An 18,855-nucleotide genomic window follows, 5' to 3' on the forward strand; every position below is an offset into this window, starting at 1 on the left:
TGGAATTTATCTTAATAAAATTGTATTTTAGTTAATAGTTTAATAATTAAAACTTTCTATATGAAAAAAACACATTTCCTACTTTCATTTGTGGCTTTAGGCCTTATTAATTCTTGTCAGAATCATGATGAAATGGTGGTTGAGAGCCCCAAACAGCTGGAAGTTCACAACAAAACCGTAAACGTTACAAATCACGATGGGCGCCCTTTCAGTACGGGAACATCTGCTAATGCAAAGTTTGTTGCAGGACCCGGCGGAAGCGTTTTGATGCAAGGATTTTACTGGGATGTTCCGGATGGAGGAAACTGGTGGAATACCGTGAAAGGAAAAATCACCGACTGGTCAAATGCAGGAATCGGCGCGGTCTGGCTTCCCCCGGCTTCCAAAGCTCAAAATGGGGCGTATTCGATGGGATATGATCCTACCGATTATTACGATTTCGGAAATTATAATCAGAACGGAAGCACAGAAACACGTTTCGGATCGAGAACAGAGCTTGAAGCATTGATTACAAAAGCACATGACGAAAATATGCAGGTGTATGCAGATATTGTTATTAATCATAACAGTGGCGGGCAATCAGAAGCCAATCCTTTTACCGGAACGAATACGTGGACAAATTTTACGGGAGTAGCATCAGGAAAATTCCCAAGAACTTACAATAATTTTTATAAAAACTCTTTCGGAAATAATGATGAAGGCGCTTTCGGAGGTTTTCCGGATTTGTGTCATGCCGATCCGTTTGTTCAAAGCTGGCTATGGGGAAGGGATGATTCTGTGGGGAAATATTATAAAAATGTAATGAAATTTGACGGCTGGAGGTTCGACTATGTGAAAGGTTTCGGACCTTGGGTTATCAATAACTGGAATTCCAATGTCGGCGGATTTTCTGTCGGCGAATTATGGGATTCCAACGTAAATACCCTGGAATGGTGGGCGAATAATGCAAACAGTTCCGTATTTGATTTTGCAGCCTATTATAAAATGGATGAAGCTTTTGACAACGGAAATTTAAATGTATTGAATGACGATATGATGTGGAAGAGGAACCCTTTCAAGGCAGTGACTTTTGTAGCGAATCACGATACAGATATCATTTACAACAAAATGTTGGCCTATGCTTATATTCTCACTCATGAAGGCTATCCTACGATTTTCTACAGAGATTATGAAGAATGGCTCAATAAGGAAAGATTAAATAACCTGATTTGGATTCATAATAATAAAGCAACGGGAACAACTTCAATTTTATACACCGATAATGATGAATACATCGCAAGAAGAAACGGGTACAACGGAAATCCGGGGCTTGTAGTTTATATCAATAATTCTTCAAGTTGGCAGGAAAGATGGATTCAGACAAACTGGACGAGTCAGCAGATTAAAGATTTTACAGGACACTCAAGTTGGTATCCGACAACACAGGGCGACAAATGGGTGAAAATCCAATGTCCGCCGAATTCCTATTCTGTCTGGTCTTTGAATCAGTAATAAAAAAATATTTCTCGTAGAAAGCAAACCAGAAAAAATCTGCAAATCAGCTCAGCGAGAGCAAAAAAAGACTGTTTCATAAGTGAAACAGTCTTTATATTTTTAGAGGCGGATATCGTATAAGTTTTATTTGTGCAATCCGTGAAAAATCCGTGCAATTTGTGTTTAAATCAAACCTCAATAAATTTAGCCCTCTCACTCGGAGTCGGCAGATAACACTTCTGATTCGCCAGTTTCATCCTGTTTCTCGAAATCATGTCATACACTTTGTCGCTCAGAAAGCCAGGAATAATTCTTCCCACCCAGGAAAGTTTGTAAATTCCGCCAAGTAAATTGGCAATCTGCAAAACAGCCTTAGATTTTTCTAAATAATATTGTTTGGGTTTCCAAAGATACATGGTGTTGAAAATTTTCGTATTTAAGCCTCTTTCAGATAAAAATTTTTGTCCGAAATCCGATTGAAGAGATGCAAACATAAACTGGTCTTTTTTATCCCTTTTTAAAATCCATTGAACCCAAAAATTACAGACACCGCAATCTCCATCAAAAAATACAATATGTTTATTCTCCCATTTTTCCTCCATGATTGAGTTTTAAAGTGTCATTTTTCGTACAGTCTCAGTTTTCTCTTTTTTGAAATAATTGATTAAAATTTTTCTTTGTTCATCAGTGATTTTTGCGTCCTGGTGTCCTACAAAATAAGATTCCAAAGGCATTTCTTTTTTCTCGATCATTTCAATGCATTCCTCCAGCTTGTCAACCTGTTGCTTAGGTTCGTACGTAGCAAAGGTAGAAAAATTCAGGTGTTTTCTTCCTTCATCGATATGATTTTTTAGATACCATGAAGCAGGAGCAAAATTAGAATACCAGGGATATGTCGTTTCATTAGAATGGCAGTCGTAGCAAGAATTGGTGATGATTTTTGCAATTTCCGGAGGGGTATTTTTTATTTTTAAAAAGTCCATTCCGGGAGTAGGAGCCGGATTTGTCTTGTCAATCGGAAAAAACTGAATGATAATAAAAGCCACGAGAATGATAGTTAATACTTTTTTCATACCGAAATTTCATGTGTTCTGAATAGATAAAGTTAATTAAATTTTTCACAAATAAAAACTTTAAATTGTATAGAAATAGTAACATTAAATTGAACTGTTCTAAATATGCTTTTATAACTTTTGATTTTATTAAAATTAATGTAAAATTTTACTAACTTAATTGCATTATTGTACTTTTTGTAGGCTTATTTACAGCAAATCAAAGATTTGTGAATCGTTATTGTTTTTAACTATTGTAAAAATATTTTTAATAGATTGTATTTATATTGTAACTATTGTAAGTTTGTTTGCTTAAACAAGGATAATTTGAACCGTAATCAACATAAAAAATTTAAATTAAATGGAAAAAGATTTGAATGACATCAGTAAATGCCCGTTTCACAATGGAACAATGAAAAAGCAAAGTGTAGCTGGCGGTGGTACCAAAAACCTCGATTGGTGGCCGGATCAGCTCAGAGTAGATATTCTTCGTCAGCATTCCTCCCTATCAAACCCGATGGATGAAGACTTTAATTATGCTGAAGCTTTCAAAAGTCTCGATCTGGAAGCAGTTAAGAGAGATCTTCATGCTTTAATGACAGATTCTCAGGATTGGTGGCCGGCGGATTTCGGACATTATGGTCCGTTGTTTATTCGTATGGCTTGGCACAGCGCAGGAACCTACCGTGTTGGAGACGGAAGAGGTGGGGCAGGAGCGGGACAGCAGCGTTTTGCACCGCTGAACAGCTGGCCGGATAATGTAAATTTGGATAAAGCAAGAAGGTTATTATGGCCGATAAAACAGAAATATGGTAAGAAAATTTCATGGGCAGATCTTTTGATTCTTACCGGAAATGTTGCTTTAGAATCTATGGGATTCAAAACTTTTGGTTTTGCGGGAGGCCGTGAAGATGTCTGGGAGCCGGATATGGATGTATATTGGGGTTCGGAAAAAACATGGCTTGGCGGTGATTTGCGTTATGCTCACGGTTCACCGGGGGTGGTTGAAGATCATGCCGTTCTTCCAAGTGATGATGCAAACGGAGACATACATTCGAGAAATCTGGAAAGACCTTTGGCGGCGGTACAGATGGGACTTATTTACGTAAATCCTGAAGGTCCGGACGGAAATCCTGACCCGATCGCAGCAGCAAAAGATATCCGTGATACTTTCGGAAGAATGGCGATGAATGATGAAGAAACAGTTGCACTAATCGCAGGTGGGCATACGTTCGGGAAAACGCACGGAGCCGGGCCTGCAGATCATGTGGATAAAGAGCCGGAAGGAGCCGGAGTAGAATTGCAGGGATTAGGCTGGAACAGTTCGTACAAATCCGGAAAAGGAGGAGATGCCATTTCCAGTGGTCTGGAAGTGACCTGGACGGAAACACCGACCCAATGGAGCAATTATTTCTTTAAAAATCTTTTTGAAAACGAATGGGAACTCACAAAAAGCCCTGCAGGAGCTCATCAGTGGGTAGCTAAAAATGGTGAAGATATTATTCCAGATGCATTCGACTCTTCAAAAAAACATAAACCTACGATGCTTACGACAGATCTTTCTTTAAGACTAGATCCTGTTTATGAAAAAATTTCCAGAAGATTTTACGAAAATCCCGATGCTTTTGCAGATGCTTTTGCAAGAGCCTGGTACAAGCTTACCCACAGAGATATGGGGCCGAAAGCCCGTTATTTGGGACCTGATGTTCCGGCGGAAGAACTGATCTGGCAGGATCCGATTCCTGAAGTGGATCATGTTTTAATTAATAATTCTGATGTTGAAGCATTAAAATCAAAAATTTTAAATTCCGGATTAAGTGTTTCCGAATTGGTTTCAACAGCCTGGGCATCGGCATCTACATTCAGGGGAAGTGATAAAAGAGGAGGTGCTAATGGCGCCAGAATCCGCTTGGCTCCTCAAAGATATTGGTCAGTAAATAACCCGACCCAGCTTCAAAAAGTCCTGAATGTTTTGGAAAATATTCAAAAAGAATTCAACGAAACTCAGACCGGTGGTAAAAAAGTATCATTGGCAGACCTGATCGTTCTTTCAGGAAGTGCAGCAGTGGAAAAAGCGGCTAAAGATGCGGGACATACCCTGATTGTTCCTTTTGTTCCGGGAAGAATGGATGCGTCTCAGGAGCAGACAGATGTAGAATCTATGGGATATTTGGAACCTGCAGCAGACGGATTCAGAAATTATCTGAAAAGAAAGTTTTCGGTTTCTACAGAATCTTTATTGATTGATAAAGCTCAATTATTAAATCTTACCGCACCGGAATTAACCGTGCTGATCGGAGGAATGAGAGCTTTAGATACAAACTTTGACGGCTCAAAACACGGAATTTTCACTCAAAATCCGGGAGTATTGACGAATGAGTTTTTCATCAACCTTTTGGATATGAATACCCAATGGAGATCCGTTTCTCCTGATGATGAGCTCTACGAAGGGACCGACCGCAAAACAGGTGAGAAAAAATGGACGGCAACGCGTGCCGATCTCGTTTTCGGATCCAATTCGGAATTGAGAGCGATCGCAGAAGTATATGCAAGCTCTGATGCAAACGTAAAATTTGTAAATGATTTTGTTTCTGCATGGGTAAAAGTGATGAATTCCGACAGGTTTGATTTGCAATAAATTAATTACTTAACATAATATTTACGAAGACAGTCGATTTGGCTGTCTTTTTTTATAAATTCTTTTAATTTTTTTATTAAAACCAATAAACTTTTAAAATAAAACATATATTTGTTGCTGAAAAAACAACATACAATGACAAGAAAATTATTTCCTGCCCTATTATTGGTAGGCTCTTTTGCTTATGCCCAGATTGGGGTAAATACAGATTCTCCGAACGCTACATTAGAAGTAACGGGAAACCCTACAGATACTGCAAAATTTGACGGAATTATAGCTCCGAGAATTTCCGGGGATCTTCTGAAAACCAAAAATTATACTTCCTCACAAACCAATGCCTTGATTTATGTTACAGCTCCGGATTCTGCTCCTTCAGGGCAAACATTGGAAGTGACTTCGCCGGGATATTATTATTTTGACGGCAATCCTTCTGTCAATCGTTGGATTAAGGTGATCTCTTCTGCAGACCGAAAAATCCGTACAATATCTTCAGGAATGGTGGCTGCCGATGATTATACGTTACTCGTATCCGGAAATATTGCTTTGCCCGCTGCAAGTGCTTCGAATATGGGAAAAGTTTACAATTTAATTAATGATACGACAGGAAATGTTACCATTTCGGGGACATTCAGAATCAATGGCGGGAATTTTTCTAATTACGGACTAAACAATAGTGATATGGGAAGAGCAATTGTCGTGCAAAGTACGGGTTCTGCGTGGGTTTTGATTTCTAGATATTAAGGAATTACTTCAAAGTCGATAAATAAATTTAATAATAAAAACCGGGACATTTATATTTCCGGTTTTTAATAGAATTATCTTTTGTTAATAAAAAGATTTAAAGAATAATTTGTAGGAAAAAATGTGTACATTTATAAAAGAAATACAAATAATTTTACATTAAAAATAAGCATTTAAGCAATATTTTGCTTTTAAATATGATTAGGATGGGATAAAAATAATATACTGATTATAGTATAATGAGATGCTGAGGTAATTTAATTTTCTCGTTTTAAACGATTCAAATAAAACTAACTTAAATTATTTTATAGCTATGAAAAAACCATTTATTTTATGTTCAATGATTTTTTTTTCGTTGGCATATTCTCAAGTAGGGATTAATAATTCTTCCCCGAATTCATCTCTGGATATTACTGCCAGAACTCCAACAGGAACAGCAAATGCCAATGTCAAGGATGGCATCATTGTGCCGCGTGTAGACCGTGCCAGAGCTCAGGCAATGGGAAATAACACCTCTCCGGCAGTTACAGAATCGACATTGATTTATGTAAATAATGTCAGTACCGGAACACCTACCGGCTCCGCAGCAAATATTAGTGCCATTGGTTACTACTACTTTGATTCTAACGCTTTGCCTGCCCCCGGTCTTTGGCAACCTTTAAGACCCTCCAATTTTGATATGTTTGCGACTCAACTGTTAATTCCTCCCCATAATACCTGGGCTGCAGACTTTTCAGGGCATTCGGTTGCAGGGTATGACGCAAACAGTTGGTGGGTGATCTCTAAAAGTTCTTCCGGTGGAGTAGCCGGTACTCCTGCAAGAATGACTATTGTATATGAATACCAAGGAACGCCGCTTAATATTGCGAATACTTATCCGGAGCTAACGGTAGGTAACAATATTGGAACCCCGGATGTTTATACAGCCAATCTGATCGGAATGGCCAACAACGGTACCGCCGGAAGAACCCGATTAACAGTATCGGTCGTAAGAGCTGAAAGTTTTAGTGCATGGGGCGGGACTTACCTTTTGAATATTTTACTTATTAAAAAACTATAACTGCTTTAAGTTTTTTTAATATTAAATAACTCAAAATGTATTTTAGAAAAAATTATTCCAAGGAATGAAAAAGGAAAAAAAACACTTGATATTTAAGTGCTTTTTTTGATGAAACATTATTTATGTTAAAATTTCACTAACTTTAGAACTAAAATTAATGATATGAAAAATAGAATTTTATTAATTAGTTTACTCTTTGTTTTTTATAATTTTAATGCACAGGTTGGAATTAATACGGTTTCACCAACTGCTACACTGGAGATAACAGCTAAAAATTCAACAGGAACTTCTGCTACTACTGAAGGGCTGCTAATTCCCAGAGTAGATAGACAGCGGGCTCAATCCATGACCGCTATTCCGGTTTCAACCCTTATTTATGTGAATGACTTCTCAAGCGGAACCCCTACAGGTAATGCTGTAAATATCGATAACAATGGTTACTATTATTATGATGGTACAGTATGGATGAAACTAAATACTAATATTTATAATTCAAATGGTACTCTTACAGAAAACCGTGTCGTAACCCAAAATGGAAACACTTTAGCCTTTGAAGGAACATCTGTAAATGCCTTTTCTGTAGATGGTACAACACTTTCTGTGGATGCGGCTTCTAATAGAGTGGGTGTAGGGACTAATGCACCTGCCCAAGGGCTTGATATAGAAGGGACGGCAAGACTAAGCCAATCTGTTGCAGCTAATACTCCTATACGTCTTCCGGGAACTACAAAACCATTATATGTTAACAGTACGGATGGAACGGTAACACATGCGCCGATAGGATTTACCAGAGTTTCAGGAGGGTTTAGACCCAGCATACCTTTTACTATAGCTACATTACCTGTTACAAACACTATAATACGTGTACGCTTTGTATGCCATGTAGACCAAAGTGATGAGACCAATAATTCTGATACTGCTAACTATGCTTACGGAGATTTTACTATTGTAGGTACCGGTACTGCAGATCCAATTCGATTTAGAGATGTTAATATAAAAAATTTTGATGGGACAGCTAAAACACTAATTACTAACACCCCTACAACAATAACATGGTCAAATGGCTCTACAATAAGTGGTAATCCAACTATAACTTTAAATCAAACCACCGGAGAATTTAGAATGAATGCAGGAACAGTCGCATTAAGCTATTTTTTTGAAATGTTGGGAGGATCATAGCTTTACCATATTTTCTTAAAAATTAGTTATATCACAAATTGAAAATAAAAAAAACCACTTGATATTCAAGTGGTTTAATTATGAATGGTAGACTCACAGGGATTCGAACCCCAGATGACTGAACCAAAATCAGTAGTGTTACCGCTACACCATGAGTCTCTGTTTCAATGGCGCGAAATTATAGAATTTATTTTATATATGAAAATCAAAACTCAAGATTAATTCATCAAAACCAGTTCTGAAAGCCTTTATCAATTGATATCCAAAGAATTATTTTTAATAATTTTTGAAATAAATAAAAGTAGAATTTGAAAATTTATTGATTGTCTTTAATAATTAAAGCTTATCCGCTTACTGTTCGACTTCTCAAAAAACAAATGAAATAAAAACCCTATCTTTGCAAAAAATTGGGCTCCAAGAGTTGGAGAAACCCATTAATAATTAAATTATTAAACATTTTTATGTCGAATATTGTCGCAATCGTTGGACGTCCCAACGTAGGAAAATCCACGCTTTTTAATCGTTTACTGGAAAGAAGAGAGGCTATTGTAGACTCTACTGCAGGTGTTACCAGAGATCGCCATTACGGAAAATCTGACTGGAACGGGGTAGATTTTACAGTAATCGATACAGGTGGTTATGATGTGGGAACGGATGATATCTTTGAAGAAGAAATCCGCAAGCAGGTGCAATTGGCTGTAGATGAAGCTACTTCTATCATTTTTATGATGAATGTGGAAGAAGGTCTTACCGATACAGATTACGAAATTTACAGACTTTTAAGAAGATCAAACAAACCTATTTATATTGTCATTAATAAAGTAGATTCTTCAAAAGAAGAGCTTCCCGCAACGGAATTCTATCAGTTGGGAATCGATAAATATTATACTTTATCTTCTGCAACCGGCTCAGGAACAGGAGATTTGCTGGATGATATCGTAAAAGATTTTCCCACCACAGAATATAAAGATCCTTTTGAAGGATTGCCTAAAATCACCATCGCAGGTCGCCCGAATGTAGGAAAATCTACCCTTACCAACGCTTTACTTGATGTTGAAAGAAATATTGTAACGGATGTGGCAGGTACAACGAGAGACAGTATCCAGACGCTTTACAATAAATTCGGTTATGAGTTTGTATTGGTAGATACGGCAGGAATGCGTAAGAAATCGAAAGTGAGCGAAGATCTGGAGTTCTATTCGGTAATGCGTTCTATTCGTTCGATTGAGTTTTCGGATGTGGTTATCATCATGGTAGATGCTACTCAGGGATGGGAATCTCAGGATATGAATATTTTCGGATTGGCTCAGAAAAACAGAAAAGGGATTGTAATTCTGGTAAACAAATGGGATCTGATCGAAGATAAGCAGACCAACACAATGCGTGATTTCGAGAAGCAAATCAAAGATAAAATCGGGCAGTTCAACGATATTCCGATTTTGTTTATTTCGGCATTGACTAAGCAGAGAATTTTAAAAGCCGTTGAAGTTGCCATGGAGGTTTACGAAGATCGTAAGAAGAAAATTAAAACTTCAAAATTAAACGAAGTAATGCTTCCGATTTTTGAACAGACACCACCGCCGGCAAATAAAGGAAAATACATTAAAATCAAATATTGTGTGCAGCTTCCGACGCCGTCACCACAATTTGTATTCTTCTGTAACCTGCCTCAATACGTAAAAGAACCTTACAAGAGATTTACTGAAAATCAGCTGAGAAAAGAATTCGGATTTACCGGAGTTCCTATCGAAGTATATTTCAGACAAAAATAAAACTTAATTGCTTTTGTCATTCTGAGCAAACGAAATGGAGTCGAAGAATTTAAAATAGTAATAAAATTCCTCTTTTCTCGGAATGACAAACTGCAAGTTTTAAGATATTAAAAATATTTATCATTATTAATATTCTATCAAAATAATGAACACAATCGTTTTATCACAACAATTTTCCTTAGTGAATTCTTGGATTAATGAGCTTCGCAACGTTGAAATTCAAAACGACAGACTGAGATTCCGCAGAAATATGGAAAGAATCGGAGAAATTGCAGCCTTCGAAATCAGTAAAGGATTGGAACAAAAAGAAATTGAAATTCAGACACCTTTAGACCTGATAAGAGCAAAAGAAATTGCTGTTCAGCCGGTTATTACAACGATTTTAAGAGCTGGAGTTCCTTTATTTCAAGGAATTTTAAATTATTTTGACAAAGCAGATTGCGGTTTCGTGGCAGCGTACAGAAAGCATGACGCCAATGATTATTTTTCCATCAAACAAGATTACTTAACTTGCCCGAGTATTGAAGGCAGACCATTGATTGTCGCAGATCCGATGCTGGCAACAGGTGCCTCACTGATCGAAGCTCTCAAAGATTTATTAACCAACGGGAAACCGACACAACTACACATCGTGGCAGCCATTGCTTCAAAACAAGGTGTTGAAACCCTCGAAAAAGCGTATCCCAATGCAAAAATTTGGGTAGGAGCCCTCGATGAAAATTTAACATCAAAAGGCTACATCACACCAGGACTGGGAGATGCAGGGGATTTAAGCTACGGAGAAAAACTTCAGAGATAATTTTAATAAGGTTTAAAAATAACAATCAAGAGAGATTCCAAAAATCTTTCATTGCATTTAATAATACATTTGGTCGTACTTTATCCATCGGATGCTTTGTATCGGGAAGTACGGCCAGTTTTGCGTTCGGCAGGCTTCTGTACACATGTATACTTTCTTCCAGTGTCACCATATTATCTTTATCGCCAACCATGACCTGAACAGGAACATCGATAGTTGATAAATTATCTTTCAAAGGTGGATTTTTACCCAGAGAAATCATCATTTCTGCAATGGCAGGAAGTAATTGCTTCCATTTCGAGCCGTGCTGATTTTCTAGTAATTCTGCATATTTAGGCACTTTTTCAGCGATAACATCAGGGTTCAGCATCTTACTTTCCTTCAGAGCCTGTTCTTCCGTCCAATCGAATTTCGTTCCTAAAGTCATGATAGAATGTACAGTGGAAGGGTGTTGCTCAGCATAACAAAGCGCTACATAACCACCCATGCTGTGCCCGAAAATATAAACATTCTGCAGCTTTTCTTTTTCAATGAATCCTTTTAATTCCTGTGTATATTTTTCAATAGTAATCCCATTTTCCGGAATTTCAACATCTCCATGCCCTGAAAATAAAGGCGTATGGATCGTAAAATATTTTGATAATTCTGTTCTTAACGGTTCAAAAATTTCGTTATGACCTAAAGCTCCGTGCAATAAAATAAGACTTTTCATTAATTATTAGATTTACGGAAAATTAAGAAAAAGATTTGAATTTCGATATGAAAGTTTGCAGCATTCCAGGAGCAACTGAAATTATCTGATTTAAAATTATTTGCAATATCATTTTGATTAGATTTTGAAAAAATCGTATCGAGAAATTTTTACTCGAACTGACACGAATTCCGAACCTCGCATCCCGCATCCCGAATCTCAAAACTTTACACATCAATCGCCATCACCAAAACGCTCACCTTATTATCTCCTGCCTTCAAAATTTCCCAGGCGATGGAGGCTAAAGTATTTCCTGTTGTGAAAACATCATCAATTAACAAAATATTTTTTCCAGAAATATGCTTAGTGATTGAGAACGTATTTTCGGTTTCCAGACGATTTTCTTTATTTTTTAAAGCCTGAGCTTGAGAATAATAATTCCTTTTAATTAATTCATGATCAAAGGGGATTTTATAAAATTCCGACAGAGTTTCGGTGAATAAATGCAACTGATTATAACCTCTTTCCTTTAATTTTTTCGAATGCAGAGGAACAGTTACCAACAAATCGGGCTTTTCATTTTGAAAATCCAGTCTTTCTGTTGTCCAGTCAGCGAGAATTTTTCCAACTTTTTCCCGACTCTTATATTTCAGTTCGTGAATGATTTTCCGGCTTACATTTTCTTTTTCAAATTGCATCAACGCATACGTGTTCTCTACTGGAAACAAAAGTTTACATTTTTCTTTAATAAAATTATCTTCAAAATAAGTGTAATGTGTAAAGTGAATGTGTTCAAAACAGAGATTGCAAACCAATAAATGGGCATCGATAATTCGGTTGCAGTGAAGGCAACGATTCGGGAAAAATAGATCTAAAATCATTTGTGTATTGTGTGAAACGAAGATAGTTATTTTGGTTTGAAGATGGAAGCATGAAGCTGGAAGTTTTAAATATTGCGTTTTAAATTTTTTTTATTGCTATCATTCGCTGAGTCAAATACCCTTGTGAACGAAAAATAAACAGAAAATTATTCAAAAAAAAACTTGAGCTCTTTGCGTTAAAAAAATATCCACAACACATCAAACCTCCATCATCCAGCTTCCATCCTAAAATTCCTTCCTAATCCTCTCAATCGCATTTTTCATACTCAAATTAAAATACTCTTTTTCCAGACGAATCGGCGGCGCTTGCCTCACTTCGCAATCCGAAATACTGCACGATTCGCAGGTTACACCGACGTTTATTGTTTTCAAATTGGAGGATTTTATAAAATTAATTTTTTTAATCGTTTGAGAATTCAACAAAATTCCAAGGCAATAACTTCTGTTACTGCCGTCAGAAAACGGATTTTTCTGTGAAGTTGAAATTACGAGATAACTGATTCCCTGGTCTTTATAATGTGAAATTTGCGCATCTGTCAAGGTTTCATTTTCTTTTAAATGATGCAGATTTTTCACAGCAATCCATCGTCTGCAATAATGTTCGTTGGTCGCGTTCGCATGAGGAGCTTGTTGATGATTAAGGTGTAACTCTTTTAAAATCTGTATTTTATCAGAATTTTTCTTTTTGACCAAGCATAAATAAAACAAATCCTTTATTCCCAATTCAGAAGATAAGATATTGGTCAGACGATAGTAAAATGTTTCAGGCGAATGGGTGAAATATTTAATTAAATTCTCAAAATTCAAAGGATCCCAGTCATGTTGAAGGAAAAATTCTGAAGTTTTTTCAAGCGTTTTTTGTTTTGAGATTAATAAAGCTCCGGCGAAATAAGAAGCATAGAAATTATTTAGAATTTCCTCAAAACTTCCGAAATCCAGCCATGAATAGGTGTTGGGGCGACTTTTCAGTTCCAGAACATTGAAGCCAATTTCTTTAGCAAAAATGAAAGTTTTTTGATCTTGTTCTAATTTTTTATTTAAAAGAAGCAATTTTTTCTCTGGAATAAACAATGAACGAAGATTGTCAAGCGTTCCATATTGTTGAAAATCTTCAGATTGGATCTTATAATTAAATTTTCCAGTTAATATATTTTCTAAAACATCAGGTTGTAGGTTTTTACTGATTTCCACTTGATTTTCACGGGCAAATTGCACAACTTTTTCCTCAATTTCAGGAAAATAATTATCATACAATTCCTGAAATGATCTCAAAACCGCAAAATAAAATCGCTCTTTTCCCAGATTATAATTCTGTGAAATTTCAATCAACGCATTGATAAAAGCCGTTACTTTTTTGGGGGCATCACTGATGATGCTGATGAGATTGTTTTTATTAATCCCAAAAAGGTCGAGGGGAATTTCCTTAAAAAAATCAGATTGTAAAATTTCATTGAAGGGAGCCAGGCTTTTATCCAGTTTTGTAGATACCAGATCATCAAAAGTACAGCTCAGAGCTTCTGAAAGCTGGATGATTTTATCATGCTTCGGATATTTTTTACCGTTTTCTATTTCATTTAAATAAGATTTAGACAATCCTGTTTTCACGGCAAGATCCTGCAAAGACCAGTTTTTCTTCTGTCTCTGCTGTTTTAGTTTTAATCCAAAAACCGTTTTGATAAAGTCACTTTCAGAATTCATAACTCAAATATAATAATTGAAAGCGATTTTTCGCATAATAATTTTTAAAATAAATTTAGCGAACGTTCGCTGTATGTGAAAATTTTTATTTATGTTTGTGATGTCGAATCTCAAAATCAATACATTATGGAAACTAAAACTCAATTAAAAATAAAGGCTCAACAACAGTTTGAGGAGATTTTTTCTAATGATTTAGTAGATTTTCTTATTGAACTTCATCAGAATTTTAACAAGAAAAGAATAAAACTTCTCGAAGAAAGAAAAAAAACTCAGCAGGAATTTGATAAAGGAATTCTTCCGAAATTCTTATCTGAAACTGAAGAAATCAGAAACGGAAATTGGGTTTGTTCACCACTTCCTGATGATCTTCTGGACAGACGTGTGGAAATTACCGGACCGGTCGATCGGAAAATGATTATTAATGCATTGAATTCCGGTGCTTCAACATTCATGGCAGATTTTGAAGACAGTAATTCCCCAACCTGGAAAAATTGTATGGAAGGACAAATTAATCTTTCTGATGCGATTAACCAACAAATTGATTTTACAAATGAGCAGGGAAAATCTTATGAACTTAATGAAAAAACTGCGGTTTTACTGGTTCGTCCGAGAGGTTTACATTTAAACGAAAAACATCTGGAAATTAATGGAGAAGAAACTTCAGCTTCATTAATTGATTTTGGAATTTATTTTTTCAGAAATGCAAAACAATTGTTGGAAAACGGTAGCGGACCTTATTTTTACCTTCCAAAACTGGAACATTATAAAGAAGCCAGATGGTGGAATGAAGTTTTTATTTTTTCGCAAAACTATCTGGGAATTCCTCAGGGAACGATCAAAGCAACCGTTTTGATTGAAACTATTGCTGCTTCTTTCCAAATTGACGAAATTTTATTTGAATTAAAAGAACACAGCTCCGGCTTGAATTGTGGGCGCTGGGATTATATTTTTTCATTTATTAAAAAATTTAGAAATCTTCCCGAATTTATTGTTCCCGACAGAGACCAGGTGACAATGACTTCCCCTTTTATGAGTGCTTATTCTAAAAGGGTGATTGAAATTTGTCATAAAAGAAATGTCCACGCAATCGGTGGAATGGCTGCGCAAATTCCTATTAAGAATGATTATGAAGCAAACAGCATTGCCTTTGGAAAAGTGAGAAGTGACAAAGAACGTGAAGTGAAAAACGGACACGACGGAACCTGGGTGGCACATCCGGCGTTGGTTTCTGTAGCGAAAGATATTTTCGACCAATTCATGCCTTCACGCAACCAAATTGATAAAAAATTTAATTATCAGATTACAGAAAAAGATCTGCTTGAAATCCCAAAAGGGGAGATCACCGAAAATGGAGTACGAAAAAACATCAATGTCGGAATTCTTTACATTGAATCTTGGCTGATGGGAATTGGTGCGGCAGCAATTTATAACTTAATGGAAGATGCGGCAACAGCGGAAATTTCAAGAACCCAAATCTGGCAGTGGCTGAAAAATGAAGCAGTGTTGAGCGACGACCGGACATTAACCAGAAAAATGGTTCTCCAGTGGGAAGCTGAAGAAATGGAGCGTATTGAAAAATATGTCGGTGAGGAACGTTTCAAAAACGGGAAATTCAATCTTGCCAAAGAACTTTTCAATGAACTGATTTTCTGTGAAAACTTTGAAGAATTTCTGACACTGAAAGCATATCCTTTTATATAGGCTGGATGGATGATGATGAGAATTGGAGGGTAGTAAAGTCACTTTGAATTTCACTCAAACCGACAGCATTCACTCAAACCCCAAAACTTTGTATCTCATTATCTCGTATCTCGTATCTCGTATCTCGTATCACGAAACCCGACAACCCGAAACTCAAAACTTTAAACCCCAAATATTATGAAAACAAAACAAGAACAAATCCGGGAAATAGAAAAAGACTGGCTGGAAAATCCACGCTGGGCTGGAATTAAAAGACCTTACACGGCGGAAGAGGTATTGAAGCTGCGTGGTTCTTATAAATTAGATTATACGATTGCAGCAGAAATGGCGAAGAAGTTCTGGAACAAATTACATCATCAGGACTTTGTTGCCGGATTGGGCGCTCTGACGGGAAATCAGGCAGTACAGGAAGTTGATGCAGGTCTGGAAGCTATTTATCTTTCAGGATGGCAGGTTGCTGCAGATGCCAATCTATCGGGTGAAATGTATCCCGACCAATCATTGTATCCCGCGAATTCGGTGCCTTCGGTGGTGAAAAAAATTAATAATGCTTTATTAAGAGCAGATCAAATACAATCTGTGAATGGAGGAGGGGAAAAAGAATATCTGGTTCCGATCATTGCTGATGCGGAAGCTGGTTTTGGAGGAAATTTGAATGCATATGAACTGATGAAACAAATGATTGAAGCGGGAGCTGCGGCCGTGCATTTTGAAGATCAGCTGTCTTCTGCGAAAAAATGTGGTCATTTGGGTGGAAAAGTTTTGGTTCCGACTCAGGAAGCGATCAATAAATTGATTTCTGCCCGTCTTGCGGCGGATGTTTTAGGAGTTCCGACTTTAATTATTGCAAGAACAGATGCAGATGCGGCGGATTTACTGACTTCAGATATTGATGACAGAGATAAAAAATTTATAACCGGAGAAAGAACTTCCGAAGGTTTTTATGTCGTGAAAAATGGAGTAGAACAGGGAATCGACAGAGGTTTGTCTTATGCTCCCTATGCCGATTTGATCTGGATGGAAACTTCAAATCCTGATCTGGAACAGGCAAGAAAATTTGCAGAAGGCATCCACTCAAAATATCCTGAGAAAATGCTGGCTTATAATTGTTCGCCATCATTCAACTGGGCTGCCAAATTGAGCGTCGATGAAATGTTGAATTTCAGGGAAGAATTGGCAAAAATGGGCTATAAATTCCAGTTTATTACTCTGGCTGGCTTCCATGCGTTGAATACGGCGATGTTTGAATTGGCTTTGGCTTACAAAGAAAAAGGAATGGCGGGATATTCGGAATTGCAGGAACGTGAATTTGCCCTTCAAAAGCAAGGCTTCAGGGCAGTGAAGCATCAGTCTTTTGTAGGGACAGGATATTTTGATGAGATTCAGAATATTGTGACCAACGGTTCTTCGGCGACGGTGGCAATGAAAGATTCTACGGAGACGGCGCAGTTTCATTAAAACTTTAAATCAGTTTAAAAAGTTCCATTTTAAATAAATTTAGTTGTTAAAGCCTCTCTGTTTTTTTTGATATTTTATGAATTAAAGAAATTTGTATATTTGAGATAATATAAATCCATAATTTTAGGTTTTGTATAAATTTTAATAACCATAATTCGTAATAACATGAGCGGTTTTAAACTAAGAGATATTTACTTAGGTGTAAATGATGGAAAAAAAGAAGCATTATACAAAAATGATTTCGAGAATTATTTTGTTGAATATAATAACAATTACAATGATATTTTAAAGCCTGAAAAATATCTAATTATTGGTAGAAAAGGTTCCGGAAAAACAATTTTAGCAGAATATGTTAAGAAACAGGCTGTGAAAAAAAATTCATGGTATTGTAAAATTAAATCTTATAAAGATTTTAGATTTCAAGAGTTGATAAATTTTAAAACTAATGATGTATCCCCAAATGAATATTCGGCAATTTGGAGATGGATAATTCTGTTGGATATTGCAAAGCTTATATTTGAAGATCATACTTTAAATGATAAACAAGGAATAAAAAAACTTCAAGACTTTTTTAAAGAAAACTATAATTCTTTAGATATCGATGATAAGAAGATTTTAGAAATTAATAAAAATAATAAAATAAATGGTTCTATACTGACGGAAATTATTAATATAAGTGGTGAAAAAGGTTCTGAAATAAAATTTGGCGATGGAAATTATCTAAACTATATTGAAGATCTTGAACGAGTAATATTAAAAATTTTAAAAAGTAGTAAGAGCAAATACACTTTATTTTATGATGAATTAGATGATAGATTTCAGAATGATGAATTTTATAGAAATTCTCTTATTAGCCTTATTAAAGCTGTTGATTCTTTAAATTGTGGTTTTTTAGAAGAAAAGATTGATTTTAAAGTTGTGCTTCTAATTAGATCTGATATTTTTGCAGTTTTAAATGATACGGACTTAAATAAATTGAAAGTAATCAATACCTTAAACATTACATGGGGAGAAAAGGTCAGCAGTGACTCTCCTTTATTACATTTGGTGGTTAAGAAGGCTAAGAAGTCTAACCTATATTTAAATTCTTTATCTGATATAAGAGTACTTAAAACTTTATTTCCTCAAGATGTAAAAAAGATTGCACCCGAAAGATTTATTTTAGAAAGAACCTTTTTTAGACCAAGAGATATTATAACACTTTTAAATTTAATAATACATAAATACCCAGAATCAAGATATTTTGGATGGAAAGGTTTACATGAAATTAAATCTTCATATTCAGAATATCTATTTGATGAAGTAAGGAATGAGATGATTGGACATATCTCTCAAGAAGAAATTGATCAAGGGTTAAAATTGTTAAAAAATTATAATCAACATTTCTTTGAATATTCTGATTTAAGAACTTATTACGAAGCGAATAAGACTCTTTATAGTAAAATAGACTTAGATAAAATTCTGATTGAGTTTTTTAAGTTCAATGTAATAGGTAATAAATGGTTTAATAGGTTTAAACAGAAAGAGTATTATACATGGGCACATAGAGACTCTCGTGCCGAGATCGATTTAAATAAAGAAATAGTTATTCATTTAGGATTAAGAGAACATTTATCAATGTAATTTTAAAATAGATATTTATGAATGAACCTTCTCAATTTTAAGGAGGTTTTATTTTTTATATCCTAATTTTGAATAAATATTTGAAGCAG

The 18,855-nt window shown here is 35.8% G+C and carries 15 protein-coding genes, 1 tRNA gene and 1 pseudogene; 10 read left to right on the forward strand and 7 right to left on the reverse strand.

The features are described 5' to 3' along the window. Positions 1–60 precede the first annotated feature (60 nt). Positions 61–1,491, forward strand: a complete 1,431-nt coding sequence (locus tag BMX24_RS00895; RefSeq protein ID WP_089790215.1) for an alpha-amylase — start codon at positions 61–63, stop codon at positions 1,489–1,491. A 170-nt stretch (positions 1,492–1,661) separates the two neighbouring features. Here BMX24_RS00895 and BMX24_RS00900 read toward each other — a convergent pair whose 3' ends face one another. Continuing rightward, on the reverse strand, positions 1,662–2,075 hold the full coding sequence (locus BMX24_RS00900; protein WP_089790216.1) for a thiol-disulfide oxidoreductase DCC family protein: 414 nt from the start codon (positions 2,073–2,075) through the stop codon (positions 1,662–1,664). 9 nt (positions 2,076–2,084) lie between these two features. Further along, complete coding sequence (locus tag BMX24_RS00905) at positions 2,085–2,546, reverse strand: heme-binding domain-containing protein (RefSeq protein ID WP_089790217.1); 462 nt, start codon at positions 2,544–2,546, stop codon at positions 2,085–2,087. A gap of 340 nt (positions 2,547–2,886) precedes the next feature. Here BMX24_RS00905 and katG point away from each other — a divergent pair, with 340 nt between their 5' ends. From katG to BMX24_RS00925, 4 genes are all read left to right on the forward strand, one after another. Beyond that, a complete protein-coding gene (katG, locus tag BMX24_RS00910; protein ID WP_089790218.1) occupies positions 2,887–5,163 on the forward strand; it encodes a catalase/peroxidase HPI in 2,277 nt (758 codons plus the stop codon). 135 nt (positions 5,164–5,298) lie between these two features. Further along, positions 5,299–5,904, forward strand: a complete 606-nt coding sequence (locus BMX24_RS00915; protein ID WP_089790219.1) for a hypothetical protein — start codon at positions 5,299–5,301, stop codon at positions 5,902–5,904. 313 nt (positions 5,905–6,217) lie between these two features. Continuing rightward, positions 6,218–6,964, forward strand: a complete 747-nt coding sequence (locus tag BMX24_RS00920) for a hypothetical protein (RefSeq protein WP_139176679.1) — start codon at positions 6,218–6,220, stop codon at positions 6,962–6,964. A 162-nt stretch (positions 6,965–7,126) separates the two neighbouring features. Continuing rightward, positions 7,127–8,143, forward strand: coding sequence for a hypothetical protein (locus tag BMX24_RS00925; protein WP_089790221.1), 1,017 nt, complete (start codon positions 7,127–7,129; stop codon positions 8,141–8,143). A gap of 85 nt (positions 8,144–8,228) precedes the next feature. On the opposite strand, the gene BMX24_RS00930 is transcribed toward BMX24_RS00925, so the two are convergent. After that, positions 8,229–8,302: transfer RNA gene (locus BMX24_RS00930), tRNA-Gln, on the reverse strand. Positions 8,303–8,604: 302 nt separating this feature from the next. On the opposite strand from BMX24_RS00930, the gene der reads away from it, so the two are divergent. Next, positions 8,605–9,915, forward strand: a complete 1,311-nt coding sequence (gene der / locus BMX24_RS00935) for a ribosome biogenesis GTPase Der (RefSeq protein WP_089790222.1) — start codon at positions 8,605–8,607, stop codon at positions 9,913–9,915. Positions 9,916–10,060: 145 nt separating this feature from the next. After that, positions 10,061–10,714 carry a uracil phosphoribosyltransferase gene (gene upp, locus BMX24_RS00940; protein WP_089790223.1) on the forward strand — a complete coding sequence of 218 codons (654 nt, stop codon included), beginning with the start codon at positions 10,061–10,063 and terminating at the stop codon, positions 10,712–10,714. A 25-nt stretch (positions 10,715–10,739) separates the two neighbouring features. On the opposite strand, the gene BMX24_RS00945 is transcribed toward upp, so the two are convergent. The 4 genes and pseudogenes from BMX24_RS00945 to BMX24_RS00955 all read right to left on the reverse strand — a co-directional run bounded on the left by BMX24_RS00945 (position 10,740) and on the right by BMX24_RS00955 (position 13,984). Further along, entirely contained in the window at positions 10,740–11,426 is a 687-nt protein-coding gene (locus BMX24_RS00945; protein WP_089790224.1) for an alpha/beta fold hydrolase, read from the reverse strand. 206 nt (positions 11,427–11,632) lie between these two features. Further along, positions 11,633–12,133 (reverse strand): ComF family protein, encoded by a 501-nt coding sequence (locus BMX24_RS00950; RefSeq protein ID WP_317040884.1) that lies wholly within the window; start codon positions 12,131–12,133, stop codon positions 11,633–11,635. Positions 12,134–12,193: 60 nt separating this feature from the next. Then, a pseudogene (locus BMX24_RS21475) lies at positions 12,194–12,286 on the reverse strand (double zinc ribbon domain-containing protein); the annotation flags it as partial. A gap of 225 nt (positions 12,287–12,511) precedes the next feature. Continuing rightward, positions 12,512–13,984 (reverse strand): helix-turn-helix domain-containing protein, encoded by a 1,473-nt coding sequence (locus BMX24_RS00955; protein WP_089790226.1) that lies wholly within the window; start codon positions 13,982–13,984, stop codon positions 12,512–12,514. 126 nt (positions 13,985–14,110) lie between these two features. Here BMX24_RS00955 and aceB point away from each other — a divergent pair, with 126 nt between their 5' ends. From aceB to BMX24_RS00970, 3 genes are all read left to right on the forward strand, one after another. Then, on the forward strand, positions 14,111–15,685 hold the full coding sequence (gene aceB / locus BMX24_RS00960; RefSeq protein WP_089790227.1) for a malate synthase A: 1,575 nt from the start codon (positions 14,111–14,113) through the stop codon (positions 15,683–15,685). Between the two features lie 177 nt (positions 15,686–15,862). Further along, positions 15,863–17,143, forward strand: a complete 1,281-nt coding sequence (gene aceA / locus BMX24_RS00965) for an isocitrate lyase (RefSeq protein WP_089790228.1) — start codon at positions 15,863–15,865, stop codon at positions 17,141–17,143. Positions 17,144–17,308: 165 nt separating this feature from the next. Further along, a complete protein-coding gene (locus BMX24_RS00970) occupies positions 17,309–18,766 on the forward strand; it encodes a P-loop ATPase, Sll1717 family (protein ID WP_089790229.1) in 1,458 nt (485 codons plus the stop codon). The last annotated feature ends 89 nt before the right edge of the window (positions 18,767–18,855 follow it).

Origin of the sequence: Chryseobacterium wanjuense (genome assembly GCF_900111495.1) — a bacterium.
Lineage (GTDB): Bacteria > Bacteroidota > Bacteroidia > Flavobacteriales > Weeksellaceae > Chryseobacterium > Chryseobacterium wanjuense.